The organism is Alteromonas lipotrueae (assembly GCF_019249215.1).
Taxonomy (GTDB): Bacteria; Pseudomonadota; Gammaproteobacteria; order Enterobacterales; family Alteromonadaceae; genus Alteromonas; species Alteromonas lipotrueae.
This window is the reverse complement of record NZ_JAESDI010000014.1, coordinates 110,155-133,076: the sequence shown is the minus strand read 5'-3', so window position 1 is coordinate 133,076 and position 22,922 is coordinate 110,155. Positions and strand designations below refer to the sequence as shown.

Sequence of the window (22,922 nt, the reverse complement as noted above, 5' to 3'; positions counted from 1 at the left end):
GAATATGAATCGTCGTTGTGTGACACTCTTAATGAGTGCCCACACAGATTGTCTTGTTATAAATTGTTAAAGAACGTTGCGACTTTGTCGCAATTCACTAGAAGCCATTGCTTCTTCGTGACTCACCCTGCTCGAGTGAGGTGCGCATTATACGCTTGAAGCTTTCAGTGTCAACACTTTTTGAAAATTTATTTTCTAAAGCATTTTCTTTAAAACCCCGTCACACTTGACCTTAAAGGTAAGTAGTGACTTGCTTTGCCAGTGTAAGTTGTTTCACTTTCCTGTCGAAGCGGATGCGCATTCTAGAGATTTCTGAGCCTGCGTCAACCCTTGTTTTAAGAAAAGTGTAATAAACTGAACCATTCGGTTAATTTTCACTCAGATGAGATAATAAGTAGACAATATGGACTAATTACTAATAGGATGGGTTTATAATTCCTATAAAGTGGTAGTCCGTTAGTGGTAATAGACTACGCAATAAATATAAGGTGGATATATGTTTCGTATTACTTCATTGCTTTCATCGGCAGTGCTGGTACTCGCAGTAAGTACACCAGCGATAGGTATGAACGTAAAGGATGGAACTGTTTCACCGGAAGAAGCTACCTCTAATCAATCAAATCATTTTCAAACCTCGTTCTTAAAACGTCAGGTTGATCAAAACATGTCTGTTGGACGTGCTATTAGTTCTATAGCAGGTCATTACCCTCAAGATGTAGTTTCAATTGTTGATATCGCATTAGACACATATCCTGATCAGTACCGAGAGATTATCTTTGCAGCTATTTCCTCTCAGCCTTCATCTACAGAAGAAATAGTACAGTTGGCTATAGAGAAAGAAGTAAGCTCATGCCCTAACATCGTTCAGTTGGCGATAATGGCAGAACCTACTTATGTAGACTTCGTTGTTCAAGCTGCTGCTGTTGCAACGCCTGAAGAACTAAGCGAGATTGTTCGCGTTGCCGTGCTAACGCAACCTGATGCAGCAGACAGTATTGTTCAGACTTTGTCTCAAGAACACCCAAACAAGATTGTCGATATCATGACGAGCGCACTTAATGCAGTGCCTTTTGTTGGTGAATACGTAGTAGATGCACTGTTAGCTGTATTTCCTAACGATGCAAAAACAGTAGTAGAAACGGCCGTAAGAGAATCGTCTCAGCAACGTGAGCAAGTTATTCGTATATTAGCTACTGCGCAACATGCCGGTGTTCAAGACGACAAGTTAAAAGAATATGCTATGGCCGCTGGTTTATCTGAAGATGAATTTGAGTCAGCTATTAATAACTAATTCAGAAATACTACACAAAGCTTCAAGTTTACGTAAATAATACGTAAAGATAAGATCATTCGTCGCTTTTGTAAGTCAGAGTAGGTAATTCCATATTTACTCTGACTAACGACAAGCTATGACGCAGAACAATAACGACTTCTCCCCTTTTAAACAACCCATCGTTTGTTTAACCAGCCTATCTCATTCTGGGTCAACGGTATTCTCAATGGCATTAGCATGCCATGAAAACCTCATATCGCTTGGAGAAATATATCAGGTTTTACGGATGGGGCCGACCTACTGGCTGAACAAACAAGTGCATCTTTGTAGTTGCGGAGCCCCCGCTGACAAGTGCGAATTTTGGCAACCTGTATTATCGAAAATGCGAAGCTTAGATATCGTAAACCCTGCAAAGCCAAATTATTATCCAGATGCTTACGCTAGTGTACTCGCTCAATTTTCTAAATTATATGGTAATGACTACCAACCCATAGATACCTCTAAGGGAGTAAAACACCTAACGTTGCTTGCGGGCTCTGAAACTATTGATATTAGAGCGCTATTTTTGATCAGAGATGTTCGCTCTTACGCGAGTTCACAAGCTAGGTTAGCCCGGTCGCAGCCTCGCAAAGGATTAAAAAAGGTAAAGGGCCACTATTGGTATCAGATGATGCGATGGCTAAGCGATAATAAGAAAAGGGAATCTCTTTTAAACCAACTCGCTTTACCCTTCGAAGTAGTAGGTTACGAACCGTTTTGTTTCAACCCCAGTGAAACGCTAGACAACGTTTACGACTTTTTAGCGTTGCCAAAAACTCCACGTAACGAAAACCTAGGAAAATCGACACATCATGTATTGTTCGGCAACCCAATGCGAAATTGTGAAACACGTAAAGCTGAGATTCGATATGACGACCGGTGGTTTAGTGAAACCAACTACATGTTAGCAGCCGCACTTATACCTACCTTAATGCAATATAATCAAGCGCGAGTATATGCATCAGGTCAATAAGCGCCCTCGTCTAGTTGCAAGCCAGCTTTAAAGGTAAAATAGAACATTAAGATTAAACACGTTTTGGCCATCTACTGAACTAGTGATTAACCGTGTGCAATACAGCAACGACACGATAAAGCATAAGCTCAGCATTCAATAAATCGACATTGGTTTCAATCGCTTTCATTTGCGCCTTGATTTCATTGGATGCCCTAGCGTTTAGCGTAAACATATCACTGTCGCCCGCGTCGAAACGTTGAAGCTCCATACTTGATAGTAGCTTGGCGAGTTCTGCATTTTGTTGCTGTAAACTAGCGATCTCTTTTGCTTGCACCCAATACTCATAAGCTTTTTCGAATGCTTGCTCGATGGATTGCTTGCTAGATACATACTTGTGTTCGAGCTCTCGTCCCTTCGACACAAGCTTAACTTGCTCAGCTTTTGCCTTTCTATTGCCTAGCGGATAGGAAAACGCCAAAGCCACTTTGCTCTCTGTACCGTCAAGTGAATTAGGTCCACTCCCGATATCTCGTGCCAAAGACGCCTTCAGGTCAAGTTTCGGCAACAGCGCATTTTTAGCCAAGACTTGCTTGTTCTGAACCACCGTTTTACTCATGCGCAATAACGCTAACTGAGGGTGCTGAGTAATTTGTTTACGTAGCTGACTTATTTGCGCAGTACTTACGCTAAAAGGCCAATGAATATCTGCCGATAATTTAGTTTCTGTTATCGGTATCATTTCACCTTGAGTATCGCGCCAATAGTAAGACAAGGTTCGGGCATGTGCATTGCGTTTTTGCTTCAACTTAGCCACTAATAAACGCTGTTCTAAAATATTCGCTTTAAACTCGGTAAGCGTGGCCCGTGCTAGATCGCCTTTTTCAACCCGAGTAGATAGTGCTCGTTCACGTTCAGCAGCGCGGCTCAATAATGATTCCACCGATATCACCTGCAACGCGCTCTCATACCATAACAAATACTCGGTTAACCCTTTGTGTAAAAAGCTATTCAGCAAGTCTTGCGCTTCGGCTTCCCATTGCTGTGCAGCTAACCTTGCATTTCTTACCCCTACTCTTCGTTTATCTACTTCTCGGTTCTTTAATAACGAAAGTGAAATTCCTACGCTGGCCTCCCCGCCAGAGAGGGTTTCATATTCTTGTTCGTAAACAGGAAAGTCACCATCAGACACACGGTACTCTGTATAAACTGAAGCGTTCAAAGACTGAAGCGGCTTTATTGCGCGTTGCTGTAGTGCCAAACCATCGTAATAACCACTTACTCTGCTAGATGTTTGTTGCTCTATAAAAGGGTCGAACTCGCTAAGCGCAATATCGATATCTGCACCGCTTTGAATTTCACCTTCAGCAATGGCCTGAGTATAAGGATGGTGATATTGCATTGACTCGATAAGCTCAGTTACCGTAGGCAAAGATGCAGCTACTGCACAGCTCATCACAGAAACGTTCAATGCAAAGGCAAACGTAACAACATGTAGTTTTCTCATGCTATCCCTTACCAACTCGACGTTTTAGTTTGAGATGATTCGGGCTCAGCGGTTTGCTGGGGAGGAAAGTTATTCAATTGTCGCCACAGTTCATAGCCCAACTTCACTTCCTCTAACAATACCCACGCTTTAACGCGGCTTCCTAACCGCGTAGCGCTTTCTTTAGGCCATGGTACGTCATCTGCATCAGGCATTATCCACACCTGAAACGTACCAGCGGTACTTGCCACCGGCTCAACGTAAACCACTTCGCCACCAAACGTGCCTATAGAACTACCCGGCCACCCGCTAAATTGAAACACTGGCCAGCCTTCAAACTGTAAACGCGCCTTGGCGCCCTTTTTAACTAGCGGCGCATCTAGCCCTGTTACCGTTATACGTATACTACGTTTGGCGTTCAAAGGGATAAACTGCCCTAACACCGCCCCTGCTTTTACAAATGTTGAGACTCCACCAGAGTAAAGCCTAATGATAGTGCCATCTACTGGCGCCACTTTTGTTTGAATAGACTGACGCGATAAACTCATGCTTACATCGTTAATGGCAGATAGAGAGCTTGCCGCCTTAGCTTTTAATTCCTGCACCTTTATTTGCGCTGCTTCTACATCTTTGCGGGACACTAGCCCCTGCTCTTGTAACCCCATTTGACGTGCTAAATTATTTTCAGCGTTAGCTACTGCAGTTTCATTAGCTTGATGCCCAGCTTTTGCCGCCGCTAGTTGAGATTGCAATTTTTCTAATCGGCCAGCGTCGGTATCAATTAACGTGACGATAGGGTCGCCCGCCTTTACTTGCATACCTTCTCGCACATGCCATTGCTTTATTTGCCCATCAACTAAGGCACTAATCGCCTGCGTTCTGTCGACTGGGTCTAAAGAGTCGACCATTCCTGTGCCATAAGCCGTTTGCATCCAAGGTGTAAACCACAGAATAAGCGAAGCACACACCACCATCGCTAACACCAATCCACACACCACTTTATGAAGCTTCGGAACATGTAGTGAAGATAAAGAACTGACATTATCTAAAAATCGCTTTTCTGCACTATTCATCATTTGCTCCTTCCTGCGACACGCTTTGGCTAACAACGCTTTCTTTTGCAGGTTCAGCTGCCACTACCTCGGCACTGTCTTTTAGATAAATAACACCGTCCAAACAATGAGCTTCAGGTGTGTTGGTAAAATAAAGTACCGTACAACTAAGTTCAGACAAACGGTTTAACAACCGTAGCCGCAGTGCTAGCGGAATAGCGTCGAAATGTTGATTAATGATAAGCACTTTGGGCTCTTCAATAATGACTGCGGCCAGCTTTAACAATAGGAATTCTAGCGGCTGCAATGGCGCCCCTAATACCGACACCTTAGAATCAACCCCGTTAGGCAGTGCATCGATAACGGTATCTAATTCAACAGCCGCCAGAGCAGCTCTAATTTCGGCAAAGCTCGCTCTTGGGTTTGCCAGTCGTAAATACTCTTCGATGGAACATTCAACGATAAGAGAACGGTCTAGCGTATTAATTGCTTGGCGTAATTCATAGGTATCGAAATCATACAAGCTCAAGTCACCAAGCAGTAGCTCACCTTTTTGCGGCTTTTCGTAGCGCTTCATTAGCCCAATAAGTTGCTTTTGAACCCAACTCTTATTCGTAGTAATGAAGTACTTACCACCCGCTTCAATTTGCAAATCTATTAAACAGGTATCGCTACCATGGGTGAGGTGTAACTTATTAAAAATTAACTGCGAAGAGTTTGGCACCCGATCCGCTTTTTCATTAACGACTTCTTGCGGAATAACCAGGGCAGAACCTATCTTTTCAGCGGCGCCATACAATTCATAGTAAAGCTTTAAATATTGCGTAAAACGCGACAGCCCAAAGAATACCGCAGACATTATTAATTCTGCAGCCACCAACTGACCGATAGATAGCTGGCCTTGTACCACAAGCACACCGCCAATACCTAACAACGCCGCACTGGCAAATGCATAGAGCAACAAAAACATAACCACTTGCGCAAAAGTGTAATGAAAGTGATTTTTGTGCTTAGTGAGGTAGTTATTGATAAAGGTGTCGGTACTTCTACCCGCATATTCAACATGGTCAGCCGATTTGAAAAATTCATGAGCGGCAGCAATGTCGTTTAGCCATTTGGCCGAATCGTACTTTGCATGTGAAAGCTCGATAGCAGAGCGTTTGGCCCCCGTACCCCAAATTTTCCATATGGCATACATCACCAATATAAGCACTAAGTTAAACGCAAATAACATGGGGTGGTAAAATGATACTAGTGTAAAGCCCACTAGCATTTGCAATACCAACGCGAACCCATCCACCATGAGTGAAGGCACATTTTTCTGCAGGGTCATTATGTCGAAGTAACGTTGGGTAATGTTGGTGTTTTGTCGGCCTTCAAAAAAGCGATGTTCAGCCATAATAGTTTTCAAACTAATAATGGCAGTAAGGCGTGCATACACTTTGCGTTCGTAATATTCCATAATACGCATTCGAAGCGCACTGAAAATACCCGATACGAAGAGTGTTAGAAACAGCACAATAGCAAGTATGACAACCGAGCGAACAGAGCCAATATTAGCAATACTATTAATCAATGTTTGTACCGCAATAGGTACTGCTAATGTCATTAAACTAATAGCAACCCCATAGGCAATGGCAACCCAGAAGAAACCTGACTCTGGTTTCAAAATAGCAAACAAGGTTTTCCTCGTTGCGTGTAAATTGATGACTTTTCCCATAATTCCTTCGATAGCGCCGAGTGATACTTCGCCTTTTATCCAGTGTAATTCAAATAAAAGAATACTAAACCTGTTATATTCTTATTAGTTCATCGTAAAAATCTTACTTATGCATCACCTAAACTATCACCACCTTTACTACTTCTATTTAGTGGCTCGCGAAGGCAGCATTGCGCAAGCCGCTAAATTACTTCACGTTACTCCTCAAACCGTTAGTGGGCAACTAAGTACTTTTGAGGATCAAATTGGCTACCCGCTTTTCGATAGAATTAATAAACGCCTATATTTGAATGATAAAGGAAAAATAAGCTTCCAATATGCTAGTGAGATCTTTCATAAAGGCCATCAGCTAGCAGAAATACTAAACGCCGGTGATGAAGTAAATACTAAAGAATTTGTGATTGGTATTACTAATGGTATACCTAAAGTGCTTTTTTATGACTTCGTCCATGACACTATGCGCAATTTCGCTAACGTTAAATATGTTATTAAAGAAGATAGCTTCGATGGATTACTTAAAGAACTCGCAATTAATGCAATTGATTTCATTGTGGCCGATAGGGGGATTGCACCGGGCTCACAGGTAAGTGCTAACAGCCACTTTCTCGGAGAAAGCGCGCTCAGCTTTTTTTCCAAAGCGCCTCTTCCAAGCAATCAGACTTTTCCCGATTGTTTGAATCATATGCCATTGCTGATTCAGGGCAATACATCGGGTATTCACCACGCATTAATGAGTTGGCTAGAAACAGAGCAACTCTACCCGAAGATAGTAGCAGAGTTTGATGATACCGCACTGCTAAAGCTATTTGGTAGCGAGGACTTCGGCGTGTTTTGCGCACCGTCGGCCATATCAAATCATGTGGAAGCACAATACGGTGTTTATTGTATTGGGCAGGCTCACTCGCTGAATGAAAGGTACTATGCGATTACGGGGAAAAGTCGTGTAGATTTTACTATTACTGAATCTATTATTAAGGCGGCTCGCATTATCTTAGGTTACTCACAAAAGCTAATGGATGCTTAGTTGGAGTGAACTTAAGATTTTCAATACAAAAGAAAGCCGAGCATGGGCTCGGCTTAAATTATAGTTCAAATACCAACAATACGTTATTGATCACGCTTTAGTGATGAAACTGAACTGTTGTTTTGTGAGTCTGGGGTATTAAGACCATTAATTTCCGTATTTGCCCAAATCTCTGGATAAGCATCCTCTAGGTTTAGTGGCATAAAGAAGTTAAGCCTTGGAACTGTACCAACTGGCTCAACGCTGTAGCCGTCGCTGTAGTCAATAGTACCTACTTGATATTCAATGGTAGCCATTAACCCCGAGTCTGTCACACCAAGTAGCTCCCACTTAAAACGACGCTGAAAGACAAACGCACTGTTCTCTCTAAGACCATTTAGCGTTAAAAGGTCACCCTCTTTTTGCCACTGAAAGTTATAAAGCGCGCTGTCATCCACAAAACGAGAATCAGGTAAGTCTGGATCAGAATAATCTATCTCGGCAAAAACCCTACCGGCAGTACCATCACTATCAAAGTAGTAACTCCACAAATCTTCCGCTAGTGGTAAATCATTAACAAAAAGCGAAGTATTCATGGTAGAAGCCCACACCATTGGTGGCGTAGAGGTTACGTCAAAACTTTCAGGCATGCTGAAGTCGATAGCATGCATATCAGCCGCATACTTTATTACGTTTCCGGCCTCTTCATATTCGTACACAGCAATTAAGTAGTCATTCTGCTTTTTGAACGGTGTTACTGTAAATGATTTACCATTTACAGATAAACTAATTGTACCGCTGTCGAAAGCCCAACTGCCCTGAGTACCAAACAAACGAGAAGTGACCGTGTTGTCATCGTTAAAAGTAAGGTAATCGCTCACCATGCCTTCTAGGGAAATCGGGTTACCTTCTCGGTCGTTTAAGCTGTACTCAAACTCACTGTTGTAAGCGACTACCCAAGGCGATGCCAACACATCTTCACGAGAAAGCGAAATGACTTCAGAAGTATCACTGTAAATAGAGGTGTAAGTTTGAGGATACTCTGTGACAAACTTAGGCGCTCCATAGCTCTCATCAACTGCTGGCGTTATCGTTAGCTCTATAACTTGTGAAACGTGAGCAATCGCATTACCACCATTTTCGTACACTAATTCGAAACTCTCAGAAACTGGACGTTTTTCTATTCTCCATTGTGCAGAGTAACCTTCTTCATCTGCTGCAAGAATTTGCAATACTGTTTCTTCATCGAAGTATTCAAGGTAGTTCGATGGGCTTGGCGGAAATTCAAGGCTTGGGGTTGCATCGGTGTTCACCACTACAAGCACCCCATCATCTACCGACCAACTAACACTATCTGAAAAAATGTTGTAATAGTTTTCGGCTGACGATTTGCTTCCTGTTCCATCGGCATTGAATGTATAAACAGGCGAACCTTTAGCCGCTTGGTACATTCCTGCGCTATAGGTTGCAAAGGTTTTGCCCGCTATCGATGATTCACTGTAGCTTTGTTGAAGCGTGTCATCTTCTAATGTTTCAACACGGGCAGCATTAATTGCATCCGCGTACGCATCGGCATAGGTACCGTCTTCATTTATCAGCCCTAAATCATTTAAGTAGGCTCGAATGGTAGTGAGAATATTTTCTTCACTGTCGGCAAAGAATGAAACCGTATCCGTACCTTCAGGTAACGAAAAGTCTTCATTGTCAGCAAGTACCTTTATAAAGCTTGCAAGGTCTAACACTTTCTCAAAATCGGCTTCACCGACGTAAACGTCAAAGCTTGCTTCCCCACCGTCGTTTACGTACTGAGTGTACATGATAGAAAGCGCGGTGCTTACATGGGTGATTTTACTTTCTAAGAGCAGTGCATCCGAAAGCTCACTAGTATTGTTTTCACTTGCAAGCGCTCTTAAATCTAAGAAATTACCCACCCGCGACATTAGGCTTACGTGGATTTGATCACCCACCCCGTTAGCGTTAAGCACTAAATAACCAGGGTTTTCACTTACAAGAATTGGAAGTGAATATCTGCCACTGCTATCAGTAGTTGCAGTCGCCAGAACGTCACCATTATTGTTAGTAGCAGTAACCTCTCCATTGTTTAAAGGCGCATCAGTTGCAATACCAGTGATTGTGACAGACTGTTGGTTAGTGATCGTAACCGTTGAACTTGATGACAATTCACCATCGGTAACTTCATACGAAAAGCTCACATCGCCCATTGCTTGCGCTGAAGGCGTATAAACCAATGTATTGTTTGTAATGGTGACTTCGCCGACATCAGGCGTGCCGACTGAAGAAATAGTAAGCGCATCACCATTTGGATCGCTGTCATTCGCTAACACGTCAACAGTAACAGCTGAATCGTTCAGCGTGGCTGCAGCATCAGCAGTTAGAATGGGAGCTTGGTTTTTTTCGTCTGAACCACCGCCGCAGGCAGAAAGAAAAGTTGCACTTACAACAAGCGCAATAATGCTATGTTTCATTACTAAACGTCCTTATCAATTTTTATAGTTTTTTTAACAATACCATTTAATTTCCAAAGCATAATAGCTTACGGAAGTTCGAAATGCATTACTTAGAAAGTCGAATGTAAATAAATGGCACAGATAGAGATATAAATGGAAAGCGTAAGATACTGTGAATATTGAAAACAAAAAACCAGCTTAACAGCTGGTTTTATTACGTGTTCATAAGCTAATGAGTGTTAGTCAGCGCCGAATAAATCACGGCTGTACACTTTCTCTAATACGTCTTCAATGTCTTCTGTTACGCGGTTCGCAACGATGACATCAGAAATGGATTTAAACTCTTCTAAGTCTTTAATTACGCGGGAGTGGAAGAAATCGTCTTCGGTAATTACTGGCTCGTAAACCACTACCTCAATACCCTTCGCTTTGATACGCTTCATGATGCCTTGAATGGCACTCGCTCTGAAGTTATCAGACCCAGACTTCATGATTAAGCGGAAGATACCCACCACTTTAGGCTGACGACTCACAATAGAATCGGCGATAAAGTCTTTACGGGTGCGGTTAGCATCAACAATAGCCTGAATCATGTTGTTAGGCACGTCACTGTAGTTTGCCAACAGCTGCTTAGTGTCTTTAGGTAAGCAGTAACCGCCGTAACCAAAGCTTGGGTTGTTGTAGTGATCGCCAATGCGCGGATCTAACCCCACACCTTCAATGATTTGTTTCGTGTTAAGACCGCTGCGCTCTGCATAGCTATCTAGTTCGTTAAAGTAAGCAACACGCATGGCCAAGTACGTATTCGCGAAAAGCTTGATAGCTTCAGCTTCAGTGCTGTGAGTGAAAAGTACATTAATGTCTTCTTTAATAGCACCTTGCTCTAGCAATGCTGCGAATGTCTTTGCACGCTCGCTTTGCTCACCCACAATAATCCGGCTTGGGTACAAGTTGTCGTAAAGGGCTTTACCTTCACGTAAGAACTCTGGTGAGAAAATAATATTTTCAGTGCCATGGCGCTCTTTTGCTTCAACAGTAAAACCTACTGGAACGGTAGACTTAACCACCATTACCGCATTAGGGTTTACTCGCATAACTTCTTTAATTACCGCATCGACTGAGTTGGTATTGAAGTAATTGGTTTGCGCATCGTAATCTGTAGGCGTTGCGATAATGACAAACTCGGCATCTTTATAAGCAAGTTCAGTATCTAACGTTGCTCTAAGGTTAAGCTGCTTGTTATTTAGGTAGTCTGTAATTTCTTTATCTTCAATAGGAGACTTTTTGTCGTTTAGAAGATCCACTTTTGCAGGAACTACATCTACCGCAATCACTTCATTGTGCTGTGCTAGTAATACTGCATTAGATAAACCTACATAGCCTGTGCCTGCAACGGCTATTTTTAAACTTTTCGACGTATTATCCATTTACTATATCTCCAATTCTTTTAGGTGTAACTATACAAATAAGACTCACTCTAAACATTGTGCATGAGTTTTTTGAAATAATCATGAAAATGCATCATAAAGGTGCCTAGTGACCTCAAATACTAAATTACTCTTTACTCTAAACACGCGTTTTTGTGAAAAATCGTAATTTAGCGATAAATAAGCAATATACGCGCCTAATATTAAATTTGTATTTATTAGTGCTTAATAAACACAAAACCCTACTATCATTTCATAGCAGGGTTCCTAAGGCACTTTCATTCAGTGGGGTACTAACCTTTAATCGCCAGCACCTAAGCGTTCGCCTTGATAACTACCATCTAGTACCGCTTTCCACCAGCCTTCGTTGTTTAAGTACCATTCAACGGTTTTGCGAATACCGCTTTCGAAGGTCTCTTGGGGTGACCAGCCTAACTCACGTTCAATTTTAGATGCATCAATCGCGTATCGCATATCGTGACCAGGGCGGTCTGCCACATAAGTGATTTGCTCTGAATATTTACTGTCTTTAGGTTGAACATCATCCAAAATGTCGCAAATTGTATTCACTACTTCAATATTTTGCTTTTCGTTATGGCCGCCTATGTTATAGGTTTCGCCAATTTTCCCTTCAAGGGCCACTAGCACCAATGCGCGGGCATGATCTTCCACATACAACCAATCGCGAATTTGATTACCTTTACCATAAACCGGTAGTGGCTTGCCTGCTAAGGCATTTAGAATAACTAACGGAATTAGCTTTTCAGGAAAGTGATATGGGCCATAATTGTTCGAACAGTTGGTTACCAATGTAGGTAACTTGTAAGTACGTAACCATGAACGCACTAACTGATCAGAAGACGCTTTACTTGCAGAATAAGGCGAGCTTGGTGCATATGGCGTAGTTTCAGTGAATAACGGCAGTTCAGCGCCCTCTTCTACTTCATCTGGATGTGGAAGGTCACCATAAACTTCATCAGTTGAAATATGATGGAATTTAAAGCCTTCTTTTTTCACATCATTAAGCGTTGACCAATATGCACGTGCTTGCTCAAGCAAGGTATAAGTACCTACAACATTGGTTTGAATGAACTCACCAGGGCCGTCAATTGAACGATCTACATGAGATTCTGCCGCTAAGTGCATAATGATATCGGGTTGATGGGTATTAAGAACGGCTTTTACGCCGTCGGCATCACAAATATCGACTTGTTCGAACGCATAGCGCTCGTTATCTGATACAGACAAAAGCGACTCTAAGTTACCCGCGTAAGTAAGCTTATCTAAGTTTACGACTTTATGTTCTGTATCATTAATAAGATGGCGAACTACTGCCGAGCCAATAAACCCCGCACCACCTGTTACTAAAATTGTTTTCATACGTGTGTTACTCAATAATTATGCTTTTAACTCATCCATCATGGCAGACAATTGAGTACGCCAATGTGTAAGATTAAGTGATGAAAAAGTATCTCGTGTGCTGGTTTTATCTAGCACGCTGTAATGCGGTCGTGAAGCCGGTGTGGGGTACTGAGAAGAAGGAATAGGCAATACCGGAATAGCCGAAGACAACAAACCTTTTTCAATGCCAAGCTCTTGAATGGCTAGCGCGAAATCGTACCAACTAGCTACGCCTTCATCAGTCCAGTGATATACACCTTGGGTTTTATTTTGCGCTGCACTTACGCACACTTCTGCCAACCCTTTAGCCCACGTAGGCGTGCCAATTTGGTCGTCAATCACCGACAATTGCGGTTTATCTGCCATTAAACGCAGCATGGTTTTCACAAAGTTATTGCCATGTGATGAATACACCCACGCAGTACGAATTAAGCAACTTGAGTTAGGAAGTAGTTCCAGCAAGGCTTTTTCGCCATCCGCTTTGGTTTTACCGTAAACCCCTTGAGGCTCAATAGTGTCATCAGTAAGATAAGGCGAACCTTTGTGGCCGTTAAATACGTAATCTGTAGATACGTGTACTAAAAATGCACCTGATTGCTTACAGTGCTTTGCTAAGTTTTCAACTGCTGTGGCATTTATCGCGTGGCATAAATCGAAATCTTCTTCTGCTTTATCTACCGCAGTATAAGCCGCTGCGTTAATAATAACGCTTGGCGCTAGTTTGCTTAGCGTTTCAGATAATACAGATTCGTTGGTAATGTCAGTATCTTCAGGGCCTAAACAAATAGTGTCTTCACCTAAAATACGCACCAACTCAAATGACAATTGGCCAGCATTGCCAATAACTACAATACTCATGTTTAATCCTTAAAACGTAGGGGCATCGACAAACGCTACGCCGTTTTCATCTTTTCCAGATAAAGAAGGTTTTTCACCGTTAACTAAAGGCCAATCGATGTTTAAAGTTGGGTCGTCAAACTTAACCGACACTTCTGACTCTGGGTGATAGTAGTCAGTACACTTATATACAAACTCAGCGGACTCACTGGTTACATAAAAACCGTGAGCAAAACCTGCAGGTACCCATAGTTGACGCTTATTTTCCGCCGACAGTAAAACGCCCACCCACTTTCCATATGTAGGTGAATCTTTACGCATATCAACAGCAACATCATATACTTCGCCGCTGACTACGCGAACCAATTTACCTTGAGTTTGTTCTAACTGGTAATGCAGTCCACGAAGAATACCTTGGCTAGATTTTGAATGGTTGTCTTGCACAAATTCAACGTCTGCACATTCTTTTTTAAACCAGTCGGTGCGAAAGGTTTCTAGGAAGAAGCCGCGCTCGTCGCCAAATACTTTAGGCTCAATGATTTTAACGTCTGGGATGTCTGTTTTAATTACTTGCATTTACTTTCCGTACAAACTGGCAAATTAGATAAGAAGAAAGGTGGCATTGCCACCTTTTAAAAGTTGAAGTGATGTTAAATTTTAACCCTGTCGTTGATGACTTTAAGCAGATAATCGCCATACCCACTTTTCTTAAGTGGAGCTGCTAGCTTTTCGAGCTGTTCAGCGTTTATATAACCCATTCTGTACGCCACTTCTTCAGGGCAACAAACCTTTAAGCCCTGGCGCTTTTCTATCGCGGCAACAAAGTTTGCTGCATCAAGTAATGAATCCAACGTTCCCGTATCAAGCCAAGCTGAGCCTCGGCCCATTAATTCAACCTTCAAACTGCCGTCTTGCAGATAAAGATTGTTAAGGTCGGTTATTTCTAGTTCACCACGATGTGAAGGCTTCACTTCTTTTGCGAAATCGACAACGCGATTATCGTAATAATATAGGCCAGTAACCGCATAGTTAGATTTAGCAACGGCAGGCTTTTCTTCAATTGAAAGCGCGTTCCAATTATCGTCGAATTCCACTACACCGTAACGCTCAGGATCGTTTACGTGGTAGCCAAATACGGTAGCACCGTGCTCTTGCTTATATGCGTTTTGCAGCGAAAGCTTTAAATCGTGGCCGTAATAAATGTTGTCTCCCAACACTAACGAACAACTGTCATTTCCAATGAACTGTTCACCAATAAGGAAAGCTTGCGCAAGGCCGTCGGGCGATGGTTGTACCGCATATTGGATATTCATACCTAACGCAGAACCGTCACCAATAAGGTCGATAAAACGTTGCTGCTCTTCTGGCGTGGTGATGATAAGTACATCACGAATGCCCGACATCATTAACGTCGTTAACGGATAAAAAATCATAGGCTTGTCGTAAACAGGCATAAGCTGCTTACTCACCACTTTAGTTAACGGATGTAAACGTGTGCCAGATCCGCCAGCTAGAATAATTCCTTTTCTCATACAACAGCTCACTTATATTAAATCTTTTGATTTCCATGTGTAGAACATCATAACTTGAATGTAGCCATACTACCAATCTCACAGCCCCGAATTAAAGGCCTAGCGGCCTAAGATGATATTAATTGACTAAAGCGATAAGAGAACGTGGCTTAACTTTAAACTAATTTTTAAATGCTTTTAAACTTTTAGAAGGCGATAGATTTACTATTTCTCCCCCGTTTGATTCGAAATAAAGTCTAGCGGTCCAAAATGATTGGCCTATGTTGCGAAAAGAGGGCGGTATCCAAGGCTTCCCATCCCGGTAATTTTTAATGAAGTGATTACCTTCCCCACTTACAACATTAGAACTTCGATTTTTATCCTGCTCATCAAACTGATACCCATAGTCAAAGCCCAATAAGAATATCCGCTTAATACCCATATAGGCTGCAATTTGCATTGCTACATATGGTGTTGACCCCCCGGGCGTTACAAACTTAGCAACATCCTCTGAAAATAAAGCAGGAAAAATATTGACCAATTTCAACCAAATATAGTTTCCGCTCAACGGTAAATTACTTTCTCCTGCTAAAAAAACTTTAGCCTGAGATTTGTTTATCATTTCTTTACCGAAATCTTCTATCATTTGCTGGTCTGCACTGACCAAATAATCTGGCCTAATACTTGTTTGATCATAGGCTAAATAGAAACGATTAAACGCAAAAAAAATATGATTATCAAATTTTGATAGCAAGTTGAGATCTAAACTTGGCCCATTACCAATAAAAACGGCATCTTTTCCTTCATGAAGTCCCTTAAGGGCTAACAACTCTTTCATTTGAGGGTGGTGAGTATCATTGAGTAATTCTTTTGGAATTGGCTGTTCAGGCCCAGATTTTGGAAGAATAGGGACAAAATCGGCTTGGGTATCTGCAATTTTCTTTTCATGAATATAGACTTTGCTGAGAGGTGCGTACCATTGTTCTTTACTCTTCTCTAAATAATCAATGGGAGCCAAGTCAGATAAACCATTCTTACTCCAGTATTTAACCTTTAAATAATCATCGTCTATATTACAACTCAATACACCTTGTTCAATGATGGATGGTGACGGGAAAGTAAAACTCTGGAATACATTATCTTCAAATTCAACTATTAGCTTCAAACTCCCAATAATTGAACTGTCATAAAGGAATCCCGACCCCGCGAGAATAGTTTTATGTTGCTCCTTCCGAATTTCAACCCAAAAATCCGCTAATGGGGAAGTTGACTTAGAAACAAAAGCTTTACTTATTTCATTAACTCTAACTTCAACGAGCTCCGCTATGAAAGCAAATGTCCCTGCAAATTTGTGAGATTCACAAACATAAAATTTAATTTCTAAATCCATTTTGAATTACTTTCTCAGTGTTTATTTACTGCACATAACATGAACGACGGGAAAGGTTTACCTAGAAACATGTTCCCACTACTTTTTACGCCTTCATAGCATGCAAAGTCGAAATTATGGCTATCAAGAAACGAAATTAATTGGCTGAACTTTTGTGAAAAATCCTTCACGTCCGAATGAATTTCAATTAGCAATCTTTTACACAGCTTGATTTTATCTTCGACCGAGCATAATACATTAAACTCAGCACCTTCAATATCGCACTTTAGTAAATCAACAGGCTTAGTTAAAAAGGTGTTTAAATCAATACTCTTTGTTTCGACACTTAATAGCTCACGGACGTTAAGTCGATCTCTTTCTACAGAAGTTGCCCCAAGGCCCCCCCAAACTCTAACGTCTTTAGGGATTTCGATACAGATATCATGCTGCGATGTTGACAAAGCTCCTTTCTGTAGAACTACCCTACCGTTTTTGATTTCACGACTTAAGTTATGCTTAATCATCGTCAGGTTCCGAGGATTTGGTTCTATAGCTTGAACCTCGGCGGTCGGGAATTTATGAGTTATAATCCTTGAGAAAAGACCATTGGCTGCACCTGCATCAATTACATAAGCTAAATCTGACAATGCATTTAGTCCGTAAACGTCGTCTATAATCAATTCGTCTAGTAAAGCTCTCGCATCATTGAGATTAGCAAACTGCATATTCCGGCTATATATTTGGAAAGATTCACCTTTGGCGAAACTTTCTAGTAACATTTTTTTCCAGTTCCGATGAGGAAAGCCTTGTGATTCATAGCTTTTAACTATACTGCTAGCCTTTTGATATTGATGTTCCCCAAGCGCTGACCTAAGTTTCTCTAGCCATACATACGAGTCGGTCAGCTCCAGTGCTAAAATATTATCAAACTTCATGGCTTCGCTTTATTAAAAATGGGAAATTTTTCTCTAGCTCTTCGCTGTCAATGAATCTCGTGTTTAAGCCTATGGTGTACGAAGGATGTAGTGTAAAAAACCGCTTTCCATAAAGATTTTCTCCCAAACCACATGTTTGTTGAACAGAATTTTGATAACCGTCCCAAGTAGATTTCTGACGATGGACATCAAATGTTGGGTGGCACTGATGCCCAGAATCGACTAGGTTATGTAACTGTGCTTTCTTTGAGTGTTGCCAAAAATCCTCATTTAAGCTTTCATCGGGATTTTTACCATCACAGCCAAGAACAAACACAGTATCTGAAAATGTCGAAGCCGTCGGCGCCATATGAATATTAAAGACACTATCTAAACACGGTAAGTTCCAATCACTATTTAAATCATAGTTAGGTAAAAAGCCCCGTTGATCACTAACTAACACTTTATCTGCCACATCCGGATATTGCACCATAAACAAATAACCGAATTGAGATGTTGTCAAAAACATACAATCAGTGCTTTGTAGAGTTGAGTGCAATCTTTCCCGATATTGGTGTGCATATTCAGAGATACCGAAGTGGCTTACAACGTCGCCAGCAGATAAAAAATCTGGCTTTATCGCATCCATGAGCTCTTCACTCAGAATAATTGTATTACAAGCGTGTGTAAAACATCGAGAGAAGTCAAATTCAGACGCTAAATCTATACTAGGGCCGGTTCCAAATACAGCTGCTGCTTTGTACTCTTTATTGGAAAGCCTTTTTAAATAATTTTTAAATCGAGAGTGGCTAGACTCTATAATTTTATCTTTATCGGCGTTTGAAGTTAACTGCCATAAAACTTTACAGTAATTACCATATTCAGCAGTATCTAAGTCATTAGTTGTTATATTAAAAGACCTTATACCGAGTTTCTGGAATTTTTGTATTAGCATTTCACTAGGATAATCCCATAATAAAACACATTTAGCTGCAACCAATGATTCAATATCCATATCTTTAAGATCGCAGATATGCTCGGAAGATGAAATTGGGGGGGCCATATATTCAGGCCGCTCCTGAATACTAGCATCATCATCTGAGAACAGTTTCACCTTTTCAATCACGTTTTTTTCATAAGGTAAATACCAGCGAGCCCGATGATAATGATTGGTTAATTCTTCACTAGATTTAAACTTCGGATAATAAACAACCGCGTTAGTTACACCTGTTTTCCGCCTAATTGCTTTAAGCTCTTTCATACTTAAGTTTTCAAAAAGCTTTTCCATTAGCACCCAACCTCAAGTAATTCCATTAACGCCTCAAAGCGAACTCTAGTTACAGAAATTTCTCTGAATGCGAAACTTAAATGTCTCAAGTCTTGTCCTCCTGCCTTAAAAGACTTAGTGACCCTAAAAGTAACTTCGCAAGCTTGTAAATCAGTTTTTACCGGCAACAAAAACTGCAAACGAACACCATTACCATCTTGGCCGTTTGCCGACCAAATTACGGCTTGCCCATCAACATGTATTTCTAAGTACTCTAGTACTTCACTACTGACCATTGACATAACATCACAATAGACAATACAACAGCTTTCGTTATTTGAGAGCAATGATACCGAACAGTCCTCCCCAGAAGCCATCCAGCGATAAAAAACATCTCCATTCTCACTGGAATAATGCTCAGGATCATACCAACCAGAACCATGGAATGACTTATCAAACTTGATTAGATCAATATGTTCCATTGTTTGCATACTCCTCGATTAACGCTTTATATAAGTGAGATTGTCGTTCACAGTTAAATCCTTCTAAATTTTCATCTAGTTGAAAACTAGCGACGTTTTGTACTATCGTTTTATGAATTTCGATGTCGATACTGCGGCCCGCTTTTATACTAGATTGTGACGCACATAAGATAGTTTCAATACTAGTAGAGTCGAGCATTAGACCAAAGTAGTCATACTGTGATGCAGAAGCTGTTTGGTTAAGGTATTGTTTGACTTTAGCTCCTAAAGAATACACTAACGACTCGACCGGATACTTGGCTATAAGTTCCCTGTTGAGCGCCTCTGCAAAGCTCGGCATTCCAGCCAGTAGCGATAGCTTTATCAGTAAAGCTTTTGCGACGACATCATCTTCGGAAGTTAATGTATAACGTTTTAAAATCTCACAAGCTTGAGCGATAAGCCCCAGGTTTAACTTTTCTTTGAACTGCAGAAATAGCCTTGGTTGCAGCTTTTCAAAGTCTTGAATGAAAGTCTTTTTACCAGCTTCAAACTTATTCATTAAATTAGCATCTTTAGACCCGGTATTAGTGAGAACACCTCGATAGTAGTTTAATGATGCAGCTTTATTAATTTCATCATTAAACGCGGTTCGACGAACTTTCTTCCACACTTCAGAATCAGAAGAAAGTTTCACTATTATAGCTTCTAGCTCTCGTGAACTCAGTTCACTGCTCAATTCAATAACGCCAACTAAGCGATTCATCGTACTTAGATAAGATTCAAGTTGCCCCTCTAACAAATTTACGCTAAACATACTTTGTCGCATGAATTTATAAAGGTCATCGTTATTTTGGTATATAACTGAACTTGCGAAATAAGGGAGGGAAGTCATTGGAGATTTTGACGCCAACCGCACGTCTATTGAGAGCCCTTGTTTTTGAAGGCTTTGCATCACCTGCTCAAAGTTAGCCAATAAACGAATTGTTTTAGTACAAAAATTATCAACAACGATAGTTACAAGCTGATTTGGTCCATTGACTAACCATGCCTTTCTGTCTCGACTTACTAACAAACTATTTGGAACAATGAAGGTACTATCACCAGTCCCCCCTTCTAATTCCCCAACATAATTACGAGAAAATATCTTATTACTTGTCCGCACTTTTCTCGTCAAGTCCAAACTAGCAACTTGGGGGCATACTGAGACATTGGCTATTTCGATGAGTTCAGGATATAAAAATTCATCAACACAGATGATTTCGAAATAACTATATTGATGTAACATTTTGAGTAGCAAAATACCAACTTCGCCACGAACCTGTGGGGCATTTAGCTCCGACTTCCCAATACTGATGAATCTATTAAGGCTGAACTTAAAACGCTGTGCAAACGTTTCAATCGCAAAATCCTGAGACAGAACATCAACACCAATACCTTTTTTATTTAGGTGAACAATTAGATCTAATAAAGTATTTGAGCCTAGTTCAACATCGATTACAGATGTATTTTGTACAGTTATCAATACTCGACTTGCGCTATTGATACGAATATCAGTCTTAGGATCAAACCCTACACCATACAATAACTCTTTAATTATTGCCTTCGACTCAATATTTTTACTGCGCTGACCGATGAACTTACTGACCAAAGAGTTCAAGTCGAAAAATGCTTTTGTAATATCTTCGCTACAAGCCTTAAGTTCAGCGTTTTTGACATCTATCCATTTGTCTGTTATCGACGATAATCTTTCCGTAAATCGAGTAAAACTTGCTACATATAATGCTCGCTCAACTGCTTCTGGTTGTAGTCGATAATTTGTTGCAAGTGCTTTGTTAGCTAGGTGCTTGAAACTCTCCCAATCGCCATTAGGAGCATATATCAAGTGCTCTTCACAGGTCTCTCGTAAAACTGGTAAGTCAAAAGCTACCGTTGGAGTTCCTACCGCTAAAGCTTCTATAGGCGGGTAGCCATAACCTTCAAATTGAGACGGAAACAATAGTAAGCAGGCTCGAGCTAGCTCTTCAAACTTTTCTTGATCATTAATTTTGATCTTATATTCAATTTCAAAACCAATTTCAGTCGCTAAATTGTTTAGTAAACCTATTACATCTTTAGGGAGGTCAGACTCACCGCACAGAAAAACTACAGTATGATTTTTGAAACCATCCCCCAACGTATCAACGATGTTTTGCCAGCCTTTGTGCGCGGAGTAACCGTGACGAGGAAAAAAAACAATAACTCGCTTTTCTTTGTTTTTTAATTCACAGTAGCGTTCGGCGTATGTCGAATTAATAGGGGCATAGAGCGATTCAAACAAACAAGAATCACGACTATTCAAGTAGTATTCTTGGGCATATCCCCGACTAACATCTGTAGTTGACAAAATTAAACTGGAAAATTTAGAAGTCACCTCCCAGTATTTCCATAATTCAGGGTCACGATTGGGGAATACCATAGAATTGAACCAATTGGGAGACTCAAAATTGACAAGCCCCAACCTCGCGCCACAATTCGTTGCGTAGTCAATCGCTCCTTTATACATATCACCATTCTTATCCATACCCGGTATAACAATGATGTTTTCAGCGGTGTAACTTGGATAGCTAGTTGGATCTAGGAAATTACTAGTGGTTTTTACATGGATATTTCGATGACCTGGCATATGAGAAAAATCATCAATAAAGTACGGACGATTATCTGTCATAACTGTCACTTGGTAGCCTAGGGCTGCGAAACCTTCAGCCAGTAGCCATCCATGATACCTTCCCCCAGAATAATTGTGCGGCGGCATTCGACCCCACAATACAATATGGGACTTAGTTATCTGAAGTGAGGTGCAACCACCAAATTCTTGTAACGTACCACTGGCGTTGTACGTTACGTCAAGTTTCGAATCATCAAATTGAGAGTCTTGATTTTCAAATAATCGACTAAAGTCACGCTTGTGGCGAATTAGAGCAGCTGGAGGCCTTAATTCCCGATCGAATGATAGACTGACGTAGTTATCTACGTCGTAAACAATAGCATTCCCCCCCCAACCTCTAGCGAGGTAATACAAATAAGACCTTGGTGTAATTAAATATTGGGATGATGCGACTTTAGTCTTTAGCTCATAAAATTCATCTGGACTAGCATAAGCTGAATCATAATCAGCAATTAAGTAAGCTATTCCAAGATTATCTAGAGAACTGCTAACATCTTTTAACCAGCGCTCTTTATCTGGGTCAAGGTAATCAGCAAAATCTGGAACGATCAAAGCTTGATTACTAGGTTCAGACATTAAGTCTTCTTTGGCGACAAATATACCTGAGCTTACTAACGGAGTATCTGATATATTTAGTTCAGGATCATTATCTGGGGTATAGATTCCCTTCAGAAGACCAGTTAGCGAAGCCAGTTTTTCCCTACGTCCCTCTATTGTCAGATCATAAACCCATTCAGTATCCAAAACACCTGATGAAAGGCCAATTGAGGGCAGACTTCTTAAAATGGGGTCTGAATACCAAGAATTAAAACAATTAGAAGTATCTAAGGGGATAAGAACTTGACAATTTTCAGCGCCTATTTGTTCAACGAACAACTCAATTTGATGTGGGAGTAATACACTCTTCTTGAATCGGGATTTGCTAAGCGAAATCAACTCAGGATCTTCGGAATATAACTCAACTTCGGCTGAGTTAACTAAATTTTCAAAAAAAAATAGATGACTCTTTCTTTTTACAATTAATATCTGCATTTT

General features: G+C 40.9%; 17 protein-coding genes. 3 read left to right on the top strand and 14 right to left on the bottom strand.

Translation table 11 applies throughout. From position 1 onward, the window contains the following. Window positions 1-565 precede the first annotated feature (565 nt). Together JKP82_RS16590 and JKP82_RS16585 are read left to right on the top strand one after the other, a co-directional pair. A complete protein-coding gene (locus tag JKP82_RS16590) occupies window positions 566-1,291 on the top strand; it encodes a hypothetical protein (RefSeq protein WP_373996607.1) in 726 nt (241 codons plus the stop codon). A gap of 118 nt (window positions 1,292-1,409) precedes the next feature. Beyond that, window positions 1,410-2,285, top strand: coding sequence for a hypothetical protein (locus tag JKP82_RS16585; protein ID WP_218397875.1), 876 nt, complete (start codon window positions 1,410-1,412; stop codon window positions 2,283-2,285). A gap of 79 nt (window positions 2,286-2,364) precedes the next feature. On the opposite strand, the gene JKP82_RS16580 is transcribed toward JKP82_RS16585, so the two are convergent. From JKP82_RS16580 to JKP82_RS16570, 3 genes are read right to left on the bottom strand one after another with little or no spacing between them, the layout of a single operon-like run. Then, window positions 2,365-3,771, bottom strand: coding sequence for a TolC family protein (locus tag JKP82_RS16580; RefSeq protein WP_218397874.1), 1,407 nt, complete (start codon window positions 3,769-3,771; stop codon window positions 2,365-2,367). An 8-nt stretch (window positions 3,772-3,779) separates the two neighbouring features. Further along, window positions 3,780-4,823: an efflux RND transporter periplasmic adaptor subunit gene (locus JKP82_RS16575; protein ID WP_159534713.1), complete on the bottom strand. Its 1,044-nt coding sequence runs from the start codon at window positions 4,821-4,823 to the stop codon at window positions 3,780-3,782. Beyond that, the gene (locus tag JKP82_RS16570; RefSeq protein WP_218397872.1) at window positions 4,816-6,522 is read right to left on the bottom strand and encodes an ABC transporter transmembrane domain-containing protein; all 1,707 of its coding nucleotides are present in this window, start codon (window positions 6,520-6,522) and stop codon (window positions 4,816-4,818) included. Before JKP82_RS16570 ends, JKP82_RS16575 begins: the two co-directional genes overlap by 8 nt. 109 nt (window positions 6,523-6,631) lie before the next feature. Here JKP82_RS16570 and JKP82_RS16565 point away from each other — a divergent pair, with 109 nt between their 5' ends. After that, the gene (locus JKP82_RS16565; RefSeq protein ID WP_159533425.1) at window positions 6,632-7,546 is read left to right on the top strand and encodes a LysR family transcriptional regulator; all 915 of its coding nucleotides are present in this window, start codon (window positions 6,632-6,634) and stop codon (window positions 7,544-7,546) included. Between the two features lie 83 nt (window positions 7,547-7,629). Here the strand turns inward: JKP82_RS16565 and JKP82_RS16560 are convergent, their stop codons facing one another. The 11 genes from JKP82_RS16560 to JKP82_RS16510 all read right to left on the bottom strand — a co-directional run bounded on the left by JKP82_RS16560 (window position 7,630) and on the right by JKP82_RS16510 (window position 22,919). Beyond that, window positions 7,630-10,011: an Ig-like domain-containing protein gene (locus JKP82_RS16560; protein ID WP_159533427.1), complete on the bottom strand. Its 2,382-nt coding sequence runs from the start codon at window positions 10,009-10,011 to the stop codon at window positions 7,630-7,632. 221 nt (window positions 10,012-10,232) lie between these two features. Further along, window positions 10,233-11,420, bottom strand: coding sequence for a nucleotide sugar dehydrogenase (locus JKP82_RS16555; RefSeq protein ID WP_159533429.1), 1,188 nt, complete (start codon window positions 11,418-11,420; stop codon window positions 10,233-10,235). Window positions 11,421-11,720: 300 nt separating this feature from the next. Then, a complete protein-coding gene (rfbB, locus tag JKP82_RS16550; RefSeq protein WP_159533431.1) occupies window positions 11,721-12,800 on the bottom strand; it encodes a dTDP-glucose 4,6-dehydratase in 1,080 nt (359 codons plus the stop codon). 18 nt (window positions 12,801-12,818) lie between these two features. Next, on the bottom strand, window positions 12,819-13,679 hold the full coding sequence (gene rfbD / locus JKP82_RS16545) for a dTDP-4-dehydrorhamnose reductase (protein WP_218397870.1): 861 nt from the start codon (window positions 13,677-13,679) through the stop codon (window positions 12,819-12,821). Window positions 13,680-13,688: 9 nt separating this feature from the next. Continuing rightward, on the bottom strand, window positions 13,689-14,234 hold the full coding sequence (gene rfbC, locus JKP82_RS16540; protein WP_218397868.1) for a dTDP-4-dehydrorhamnose 3,5-epimerase: 546 nt from the start codon (window positions 14,232-14,234) through the stop codon (window positions 13,689-13,691). Between the two features lie 74 nt (window positions 14,235-14,308). Continuing rightward, on the bottom strand, window positions 14,309-15,190 hold the full coding sequence (gene rfbA / locus JKP82_RS16535; RefSeq protein WP_159533437.1) for a glucose-1-phosphate thymidylyltransferase RfbA: 882 nt from the start codon (window positions 15,188-15,190) through the stop codon (window positions 14,309-14,311). A 160-nt stretch (window positions 15,191-15,350) separates the two neighbouring features. Beyond that, complete coding sequence (locus tag JKP82_RS16530; RefSeq protein ID WP_159533439.1) at window positions 15,351-16,559, bottom strand: 6-hydroxymethylpterin diphosphokinase MptE-like protein; 1,209 nt, start codon at window positions 16,557-16,559, stop codon at window positions 15,351-15,353. A gap of 14 nt (window positions 16,560-16,573) precedes the next feature. After that, window positions 16,574-17,473: an FkbM family methyltransferase gene (locus tag JKP82_RS16525; protein WP_159533441.1), complete on the bottom strand. Its 900-nt coding sequence runs from the start codon at window positions 17,471-17,473 to the stop codon at window positions 16,574-16,576. After that, complete coding sequence (locus JKP82_RS16520) at window positions 17,463-18,740, bottom strand: hypothetical protein (protein ID WP_159533443.1); 1,278 nt, start codon at window positions 18,738-18,740, stop codon at window positions 17,463-17,465. The genes JKP82_RS16525 and JKP82_RS16520 overlap by 11 nt, the downstream gene beginning before the upstream one ends. After that, window positions 18,740-19,201 carry a hypothetical protein gene (locus tag JKP82_RS16515; protein ID WP_159533445.1) on the bottom strand — a complete coding sequence of 154 codons (462 nt, stop codon included), beginning with the start codon at window positions 19,199-19,201 and terminating at the stop codon, window positions 18,740-18,742. The genes JKP82_RS16520 and JKP82_RS16515 overlap by 1 nt, the downstream gene beginning before the upstream one ends. Beyond that, window positions 19,188-22,919 carry a glycosyltransferase gene (locus JKP82_RS16510; RefSeq protein WP_218397865.1) on the bottom strand — a complete coding sequence of 1,244 codons (3,732 nt, stop codon included), beginning with the start codon at window positions 22,917-22,919 and terminating at the stop codon, window positions 19,188-19,190. The genes JKP82_RS16515 and JKP82_RS16510 overlap by 14 nt, the downstream gene beginning before the upstream one ends. Window positions 22,920-22,922 lie beyond the last annotated feature (3 nt).